This is a genomic window from Leisingera sp. F5 (assembly GCF_001593695.1).
The window spans coordinates 1-8,755 of sequence record NZ_LUKH01000073.1 but is presented as its reverse complement, the minus strand read 5'-3'; the positions used below and the strand labels follow the sequence as shown (position 1 = coordinate 8,755).

The following is an 8,755-nucleotide window of genomic DNA, read 5'->3' as shown; positions in this document are numbered from 1 at the left end:
CCCATAGCGGGCATATAATCGCCGATCTCAACGAGATTCTCGCCGTTGCCTTCAACACCCTTGCCGACGCTCTCGTACAGACAAGTGATCTCATCGTTGGTCGCAAAATAGACGCTTTGCATTGGCAGAGGATAAGCACTTACACCGCGGTTGAAGCTAAGAGTACCTTTCTGTCTGTCCCACCAACCCTCGCTGCACCTGCAACCTGGGCATCACCCCGCGTCCGTTTCGCTGCATTAGTGACCTTTGCCAACCCGTGGCTCATTGAGCGACTTGTCGGGTTCGGCTGCCCCAATGAAGTCATTCCCGCGCTAAAAGGGAACTACCGGTTTCCACCCCAAAGCCGACACTGCAGATTTGAGGTTAAAATTCAGCAGGATACGAGCGCTGAGCCTATCGGCCCATTGCCCAAACGTTGGACGGGCTTTCGGTTCAATCCCCATCCGCGACCCCTTGCGCCCGCAACCGGGCTCGCCGGTTACGGTAGCTGGGCAGAATAACCAGCAAGGCGGCAATCACCAGCAAACCAAGGGTCATGGGACGTTCCCAGATGAATGCGATACCGTCATAGAGCTGCATTGAGCGGGAGAAATTGTCTTCCAGCATGCCGCCGAGGATGAATCCGATCAACAGCGGAGCCAAAGGGTAATCTGCAAAGCGCAAGGCCGTGGCGCAGATCCCGAAAGCCACCAGAAGCAACAGCTCAGTTGCGTTGTTCTGACCGATGTAGGCCCCCATCAAGGTGAAGAAAAGGATGAAGGGGATTAAATAGTTGCGCGGGATTGTCAGAACTTTGGCGATATAGGGGATCAATGGCAGGTTGAGGACCAGCAAGACCAGGTTGCCGATGAACATCGACATGATCACCGCCCAGAAAATCTGCGGCTCGTCGATCATCAGCCTCGGTCCGGGGGTGACGTTGAGCGCAATGAGTGCGCCAAGCAGGATTGCGGTTGTGCCAGAACCCGGAATGCCCAACGTCAACAGCGGCACAAAGGACCCGGTGCAGGCGGCGTTATTAGCGGTTTCCGGTGCCGCCAGCCCTTTGATTGATCCCTTGCCAAACTCTGCCTGTTCTTCCTTGGAGGCAATATTGCGCTCCACCGCGTAGCCCAGAAAACTTGCAATTGTCGCACCTGCACCGGGCAGAACCCCGATGAAGAACCCTTGCAGGGACTGGCGGCCAATGACTGGCGCGATGGATTTCGCCTCCTGGCGGGTGACGCGCAGCTCTTTAATATCTTCGCCTTTGCCAGCCTGGGTTTTGGGGTTCAGCACCAAAAACAGGGCTTCAGGCAGCGCAAACATGGCCATCGCCAAGGTGATGAAGCCAAAGCCGGACTGCAGGTCCATGATCCCCATGGTGAAACGCGGCAGGTTGAACAGCGCACCTTCACCGACTGTGGCCATGATCAGCCCTAGTGTGGTCATCATCAGTGCCTTGGCCACTTGTCCGGTGCCCGCAAAGGCCGCAATGGCCGAAAGGCCAACAACCATCAGCGCAAAATATTCAGCAGAATGGAACAAGAGCGCCACCGTGGACAGGGCGGGCGCAAAGATCATCAGCAACAATGCTCCGATGCTGCCACCCGCAAAGCTGGCGATCGCGGCAATCGTCAGCGCCTTGCCTGCCTTGCCCTGTTTGGCCATCGGGTAGCCGTCGAAACTGGAGGCCACCGTGCCCGCCACACCCGGAGCATTGAGCAGGATTGAGGACGTCGAACCGCCAAAGATTGCGCCATAGTAAACGCCTGCCAGCAGGATCAGCGCCGCCGAGGGATCACCCATTGAAATGGCCACAGGGATCATGATGGCGATGATCGACATCGGCCCCAGCCCCGGCAGCATGCCGATAAACGTGCCAATCAGGCAGCCGCCGATCACCATTAAAAGATTTTGGAACGAAAGGGCCGTTTGCAGGCCAATCAGGAGTCCTTCGAGCATGCCATTATCCTCCGATGAAGCCAGGCAGGGGGCGCAGGTAGATGCCAAGAACCTGTTGCACCAGGTACCAGACAACCCCGGTCGCAAGTAGGGAAACGAGCAGCATCACCAGCCATTTCCGCTCTCCCAGAATGTATGAGCCAAGGATCAGGAACGCAGAAGTGGAGAAGAGGAACCCGAGGGGACGCAGGCACAGCGCGTAAGCAACCATAAGCCCCAGCAGCAGAAGGGCCTGACCCAGATGGTAATCAGTAAGGCGGCGATAATCGATCTCGGCCTTTTGTACCTTGGCCTTCTCGAGCCCCAGCAAGATCACCAAAGAGGCAGCCAATCCGATCACAGACAGGACCTTAGGAAAGGTGCTGGGCCAGATCGGGTTGCGTTGCATGAAGGGCGCCAATTCGCCATCCATCGTAAACCAGGCCGTGTAGCCATAGGTCAGGCAGACCCCGGCCAGAATGAGTGCGATCCAACGATCAAGTGCCATCTTTCCCCCCAACGAAATAGCAGGGCAGAGCGGTTTCCCGCTCTGCAATTTACGGCTTCAGAGAAAGCCCAGTTTTTTCATTAAGTCACCGATGACCTGCTCTTGGCCTTCGAGGAAGGTTTTGAAGTCATCACCCGAATTGTGGATGTTGACCCAGCCGTTACGGGCACGTACGTCTTCCCATTCCGGTGTGGCATACATCTCGCTCAGCGCCTTCTGATACAGTGTCAGCTGATCTGCAGGCAGGTCCGGGGCCGCAAAGAATCCGCGCCAGTTCACAAAGGAGGTGTCGATCCCCTGTTCTTTCATGGTCATGGCATCAGGCGCGGCGGAAACACGATCATCCGAGGTCACACCGATAATCTTAACCTCACCGGCCTCAGCCAGATCCACCGCTTCAGAGAACCCGGTCGACAGAGCGGCAATCTCACCCGACAACAGGGCTGCCATTGCCTTGCCGCCTGCGTCATAGGGGATGTATTTAACCGACAGGGCGTCCTTTCCCGCCGCTTCAAACACCATTGCGGCGACCAGATGGTCCATGCCGCCTGGAACCGAGCCGCCGCCGATAGCAGTGCTGCTTGGATCAGCGTCAAAGGCGGCCAGCAGGTCGTCCATCGAATTGACCGGGCTATCCTTGCCCACGACAACCGCAGCGTAGTCGCCGATGGTTCCGGCAACCAGCGTCAGGTCGCGGAAGTTATGCGGAAACACTCCGGTGAGCGAGCGGATCACGATCGGGGTCGAATTGACCATCAGGGTGCCATGGTTGCTGGCGGCGTTTTCGATGAGGTAACCGATGGCTTTGCCGCCACCGCCGCCCGACATGTTCTCATAGGAAGCGGAGCCGACAATGCCGGCCTTGGTCAGCGCTTCACCGGTGCCGCGAGCGGTTCCGTCCCATCCACCGCCTGCACCGCCTGGGATCAGGAAATGAATGCTGTCCAGCGTCTTGTTGCCATCGGCCAGGGCTGGCGCGGCAAATGTCATTGCGGCAAGCGTGGTGGCGATAAGGGCACGGCGGCCCATTGAGAATGTCGTCATGGTTTCCTCCCAAAAATTGACAACTGTGCGAAAGGCAGCTCAGTTGAGGAAGAGAAACACTTCAACCTGACACAGACCTGTCACGCCCGTTCAAAGGTGTAAAAAGCCATGAAATTCCTGCTGGTAGAGGATAATGCCGATCTGGCGAATGCCATCTGCTCCCGTATGACGCAGGACGGTCATGTCGTTGATCATGCAGATAAAATTCTGGATGCCTTTGCCTATTCAGAAACCGGGGACTACGATCTTATCCTGCTTGATATCATGTTGCCGGATGGGGACGGGCGCAGCTTCCTAAAGCGCCATCGGGCCGGAAAAAAGGACACCCCGGTCATTGTTCTAACGGCGCGGTCGCAGGTGTCAGACAGAATCAGCATGCTTGATCTGGGAGCGGATGACTATGTCACCAAACCGTTCGATCACGAGGAACTTCAGGCGCGATGCCGGGCGGTTCTGCGTCGCAAATCGGGCACCGGCCAAACGATGGTCCGGATGGGAAATGTTGTCTTTGATCCAGTCGCAGGCAGCCTGAGGATTGACGATGCAGCGATCAGTCTGCGCAATCGGGAGTTGCGATTGCTGGAGCTGCTGATCAATGCGCCTGGTCAGGTATTCCCCAAACACAAACTCTTCGACAGGCTGTTTTCCTATGACGAAGACGTGTCGGAAAACGCTATCGAAGTCTACATCGGTCGGCTGCGCAAACATCTGGAACCATCCTCGTTGCGCATAACCACCCTGCGCGGGCTTGGCTACAGGCTGGATTATGACTGAAGCGGTCAATGTCTCGGGTTCTCTGCGCAGGCGCATGACGCTGACGCTGATCGGCGGCGCTGCGGTTCTAGCAGTCGTGCTCTATGCTGTTGTCCGCCTCTATGCGGCACAGATTGCACAGCAAGGGCAAGACAGCATTCTGGCGGCCTCCGTGACCTCAATTCTGGATGCGGCGATTCTGCGGGATGGCACAGTGGAGGTGGATTTCCCTTACGCCGCGCTGTCGATGCTCAGCACCGCCTCGGATGACCGGGTCTTCTATGCGATCCATAAGAATGAAACACTTCTGTCGGGATATGAACATCTGTCACCGCCCGATGGCACGTCCCATACCAGCGGCACCTACCTTGCCGAGACTCCCGACGGCGCGCTGATCAGAGTGGCAACGGATTCGCGCACCTTGGTCGGGACGGATACCCGCTCGGTGATCACGGTATCCGTGGCCCAAACCCAGGAGGCATTGCAGGTAACGCTGAACGGGATTTCAAGAAATGTCGCACTTTTCGGTGCAGGGTTCTTTTGCCTGTCGGCACTGCTGTCCTTTTGGGCAAGCGCATCAACTATCACCCCGATCCGCCGTCTGACGTCCTCCATTGCCCGGCGCGGCCCGCAGGATCTCAGCCCGGTTGCCAGCCCGGTGCCATCGGAAATGGTGTCGCTGGTGGCCTCGCTGAACCGGTTGATGGGACGGCTCGACAAGGCGCTAGCCCAGTCCGAGGATTTCATTGCCGAAGCCGCACATCGCGTGCGCACGCCTCTGGCCACGGTGCGGTCCCATGCGGAGGCCATGCTGCACCGGGTGGATCAGGACGAGAATCGCAAGGCCCTGCGGTCGATGGTGCGGGCCATCGACGAAAGTTCGCGCGCGGCAGGTCAGCTGCTGGATCACGCGATGATTACATTCCGCACCGATCACTTGGAGCGCAAAGAATTGGATCTGACAGAGCTTCTTCAAGAGCTGGTGCTGCGTCTCACCCCAGTTGCCGACATGAAAGACATTACCCTTCATGTCGAAAGCAAAGAGCCGGTTTTGGTGTCTGCTGACGCTATCCTATTGCAAAACGCCATCCGCAACCTGATCGACAATGCGCTGAAATACTCGCCCGTCGAAAGCGACGTCATGATCCACGTCAGCGCGCGCCCTTTGCCGACACTGGAGATCCGCGATCAAGGGGCGGGTTTTCCACAGGACCAGATCGCACATTTGTCTTCGCGGTTTTCACGCGGCGACAATGCCAAGGGGATTATCGGCTCGGGCTTGGGATTGACCATTGCACAGGAAGTTGCCGAGGCCCATGGCGGCGCACTCAAGCTATCTAACCTGCCAGGAGGAGGCGCATGCGTTACATTCTCTTTGTAATTGGCCTGCTTTGGCCGGCGTTCATCAGCGCCCAGACCTGGGAGGATCAGCAGCTGTTCAACGAGGCAGCCCCAAACCAGACTCTGCGCATTCTGTCGAGCACGGACACTGCGTTCTTTTCCCCGATCATCGAAGGTTTCCTGGCAGAAACACCGGGTTGGAGTGTTGAATATCTGGTGACCGGCACTGCTGATATCAGCCGCGTTCTTCAACAGGATCCTGAAGGCTATGACGTTGTTATTTCAAGCGCAATGGACCTTCAAGTGAAGCTTGTGAACGACGGGTTTGCTTTGAAGCTTGCAGACATCAGCCACCGGGATTGGGCGCAATGGCGCCAACGCCTGTTTGCCTTCACGTCAGAGCCTGCAACCATTGTCGTCAATCGCGAGGCCTTTGAAGGAAAGCCCATTCCCGGTACCCGACAAGAGCTGATCCAAGCCCTGAGAGCTGAGCCGGATCTCTTTCGGGGCAAAGTGGGCACCTATGATGTGCGAAGCTCTGGCGTTGGCTATCTCTTTGCCACGCAGGACGCCCGCGTCTCGGAAGCTTTTTGGCGGCTGATGGAGGTGATGGGGGCCCTGGGGATACGGCTTTATTGCTGTTCAGGAGATATGATTGACGATGTGGCCTCTGGCGATCTCTTGGTTGCTTACAACGTGCTCGGCAGTTACGCCGCCGCACGCCAGGCGCAGGACAATCGGTTCGAGATCATTCTGCCTTCAGACTTTCCGACCACGATGATGCGCACGGGATTTGTGTCAAAGAAAACCAAGCACCCAGCTGCAGCAGAAGATTTTGTCCGCCATATGATCGAGGCGCAGGATTTGACGACAGGTGCAAAATCCTCCCCGCTTCCGCCACTGGGCTTGCACCCCGACGGGCGGAACCCAACCGTAATCGCGCTGGAACCGGCGTTGATGACCTATCTCGACAAGTTGAAGCGAAGAACTTTCATTCAGGAATGGTCAAATGCGGTAATTCAATAGCCCGATTTCATAGATTTTTATCATGATTGTACATGGCATCCTTTCTCCGGGAGCGGCCCTTTGCATCCGCGACATCCCAGCTGATGGGCAAGAACGGCTATGGGCTCAGATTACCTATCTGTACAAGCCATAGAGAACGGCGGGTCTAAGCAAAGTTTATCCAATGTTGCTCGGTGTTCGCATGACAGCAATCTTGAGCATTCCGGACGCTCAGTGAGCGCGCGCACTGTGTATTTATCCACGTAGCCCGTTCATTGATGAAGGAGACGGCGCAATGTCGTTTTGGAACATCCAACGTTTGGTTACTGGAACGGCTCATGAAACTCATCGCCGCCGGATACTGCCCGTTCAGTTTGCGCTGCATACTCGCACTCAGGGAAAAGGGCATGAGGTTCGAACTCCTCGAGGTCAACCTGATGGAGAAGGCGCGATTCAGCGAACGTCTTTCCCCATATGGACGCGTGCCAGTGCTCGAGCACAATGGTAGATCGGTTTACGAGTGAACTACTCTCCAATCGTTAGACAGCTTCGGACGTAAATTAGGCTACTCTGTGCCCCTGCTGACCGGGTTTGGTTTCGTCATTTCTCAGCCAATAGACCACGGCTGGCGGTTTGCCGCCAAGTGCGGAATGGGGACGTTTTCAGTTGTAGAACTCGATCCGGCAATCAGCACCTGCCTTCGCTTCTGACCCGGTCTCCCAAGCGTGCAGGTAGACGCATTCGTATTTCAGGGACCGCCAGAGCCGTTCGCCGAAGATATTATCGAGGAACCGGCCCTTGCCATCCATTGATAGGCGCAGGCCGGAGCGGCGATGACAATCTGCCCAGACAAAGGACGTGAACTGGCTGCCCTGATCCGTGTTCATGATCTCGGGTGGCCCAAACTTCTGGATCGCCTCGTTCTGCGCACCGACACAGAAGTCCGCTTCCAACGTGTTCGAGATGCGCCAGGACAGCACCTTGCGGGTAGTGGGGCGGCGGCACCGCCATCATACCCATCCGTAAGAACGGGCGTCTCTGGAAGGAGGACTGCGCCGCCGCAATGGCCTGCAAGGACATCCTCCGGGCAGCCCGGCGGCTTGGGCGGCCAATTTGGAAGCGGTGGTCTGGCGGCTGCGTCCGACGCCGGGTCGAGGCGAACCCTCTCGTGACATTGCTGCGCAATGCACTGCCGGGCAATGGATGCGCGGTCTCAAATCCTCTGGCGAGAGGACCGCATCGCGAGACTCCGACCGCCAAACCGCCGAAATCCACATCCGCATTGCGCTCATGAACCGCTTCAACGCGCGCGGCCAAGCCGAGATCGAACGCGTCGTCTGGCATCAATGGGAAAAGGGGCAGTCACGTTTCAGGAGGGAGTTGCGCAACAACGCCTGCCAAACGCATGAGCGGATTGAGCATCTGGTTGCCCCGGCAAAAAATGGTGTCACATGGCTCAGGCCTAACGAACGAAATGATCGGCTCAGGCCCCGGCGGCACGTTCGATGCTGCGGGCGAATTGCAGCAGCCGCGCATCCGAACCCTTCGGGCCGGTGATGTGCAGTCCGGCAGGCATTCCGTCCGAAGAGGTGCCAAACGGGATCGAGACCGAAGGCAGCTCCAGCGGCGGGGTAAGCGTCACGGTGCGCCAGTCCTCGGTCAGCTCGCTGTCGCGCAGACCGGCAGAGAAGGGCATCCCGGTGGCCGTGGGCCAGAGAGCAAAGTCATAGCGCTCGAAGAAGCTGCGGACATCCGCCCAAACCGCGGCACGGGTTTTCTGATAGGCGGCCAGCTGCGCCAGGCTGCGTCCTTCGGCCTGGGCGCAGGCAGTGCGGAAGCTTTCGCCTGCCAGCGCCATGTCCGGCTGCAGCTGCGTTTGGATCTGCAGCGCGCATTGGCCGCGGATAATGCCGCCATGCGCCAAAAGCGGAGCCAGGCCTGGGGCGTCCGCCGCCACCTGCCAGCCGAGGCTCCGGCACAGCGCCTCTGCCGGGGCAATCGCTGCTTGCACTGACGCGTCAACGCAGGCTCCGAAGGGGGACAGCGACAAGGCAACCCTGCCTGCGCTGCGGGGCGGCGCCTCTTCCAGGCTGGCAAGCCGCGGCATGTCCTGCCAGAAGCCCAGCGGCTGGCGGGGGGTGTTGCCCTGCATGGCTTCCAGCATCAGCACCAGATCGCGCA

At 58.1% G+C, this 8,755-nt stretch carries 8 protein-coding genes and 2 pseudogenes; 5 read left to right on the top strand and 5 right to left on the bottom strand.

The features are described 5' to 3' along the window. Window positions 1-432: 432 nt before the first annotated feature. Genes A2I95_RS23575 through A2I95_RS23565 form a run of 3 tightly spaced genes read right to left on the bottom strand, consistent with a single transcriptional unit; the run spans window position 433 to window position 3,475 of the window. Window positions 433-1,944: a tripartite tricarboxylate transporter permease gene (locus A2I95_RS23575; protein ID WP_291733756.1), complete on the bottom strand. Its 1,512-nt coding sequence runs from the start codon at window positions 1,942-1,944 to the stop codon at window positions 433-435. A 4-nt stretch (window positions 1,945-1,948) separates the two neighbouring features. Further along, complete coding sequence (locus A2I95_RS23570; RefSeq protein WP_291733755.1) at window positions 1,949-2,431, bottom strand: tripartite tricarboxylate transporter TctB family protein; 483 nt, start codon at window positions 2,429-2,431, stop codon at window positions 1,949-1,951. Window positions 2,432-2,488: 57 nt separating this feature from the next. After that, complete coding sequence (locus A2I95_RS23565) at window positions 2,489-3,475, bottom strand: tripartite tricarboxylate transporter substrate binding protein (protein ID WP_291733754.1); 987 nt, start codon at window positions 3,473-3,475, stop codon at window positions 2,489-2,491. Window positions 3,476-3,583: 108 nt separating this feature from the next. Between A2I95_RS23565 and A2I95_RS23560 the strand changes: the two genes are divergently transcribed. The 4 genes from A2I95_RS23560 to A2I95_RS23545 all read left to right on the top strand — a co-directional run bounded on the left by A2I95_RS23560 (window position 3,584) and on the right by A2I95_RS23545 (window position 7,098). Next, on the top strand, window positions 3,584-4,249 hold the full coding sequence (locus tag A2I95_RS23560) for a response regulator transcription factor (RefSeq protein ID WP_291733753.1): 666 nt from the start codon (window positions 3,584-3,586) through the stop codon (window positions 4,247-4,249). Further along, on the top strand, window positions 4,242-5,609 hold the full coding sequence (locus tag A2I95_RS23555) for a sensor histidine kinase (protein ID WP_291733752.1): 1,368 nt from the start codon (window positions 4,242-4,244) through the stop codon (window positions 5,607-5,609). Before A2I95_RS23560 ends, A2I95_RS23555 begins: the two co-directional genes overlap by 8 nt. Then, window positions 5,588-6,595 carry an ABC transporter substrate-binding protein gene (locus A2I95_RS23550; RefSeq protein WP_291733751.1) on the top strand — a complete coding sequence of 336 codons (1,008 nt, stop codon included), beginning with the start codon at window positions 5,588-5,590 and terminating at the stop codon, window positions 6,593-6,595. Before A2I95_RS23555 ends, A2I95_RS23550 begins: the two co-directional genes overlap by 22 nt. Before the next feature lie 317 nt (window positions 6,596-6,912). After that, window positions 6,913-7,098, top strand: coding sequence for a glutathione S-transferase N-terminal domain-containing protein (locus tag A2I95_RS23545; protein WP_291733750.1), 186 nt, complete (start codon window positions 6,913-6,915; stop codon window positions 7,096-7,098). 141 nt (window positions 7,099-7,239) lie between these two features. Here A2I95_RS23545 and A2I95_RS23540 read toward each other — a convergent pair. After that, window positions 7,240-7,563 (bottom strand): annotated as a pseudogene (locus tag A2I95_RS23540) (transposase); the annotation flags it as partial. An 8-nt stretch (window positions 7,564-7,571) separates the two neighbouring features. Between A2I95_RS23540 and A2I95_RS23535 the strand changes: the two are divergent. After that, window positions 7,572-7,909, top strand: a pseudogene (locus tag A2I95_RS23535) (hypothetical protein); the annotation flags it as partial. A 148-nt stretch (window positions 7,910-8,057) separates the two neighbouring features. Here A2I95_RS23535 and A2I95_RS23530 read toward each other — a convergent pair. After that, window positions 8,058-8,755 (bottom strand): amidase family protein (locus A2I95_RS23530; protein WP_291733749.1); only part of this gene is annotated, 698 nt, incomplete at its 5' end.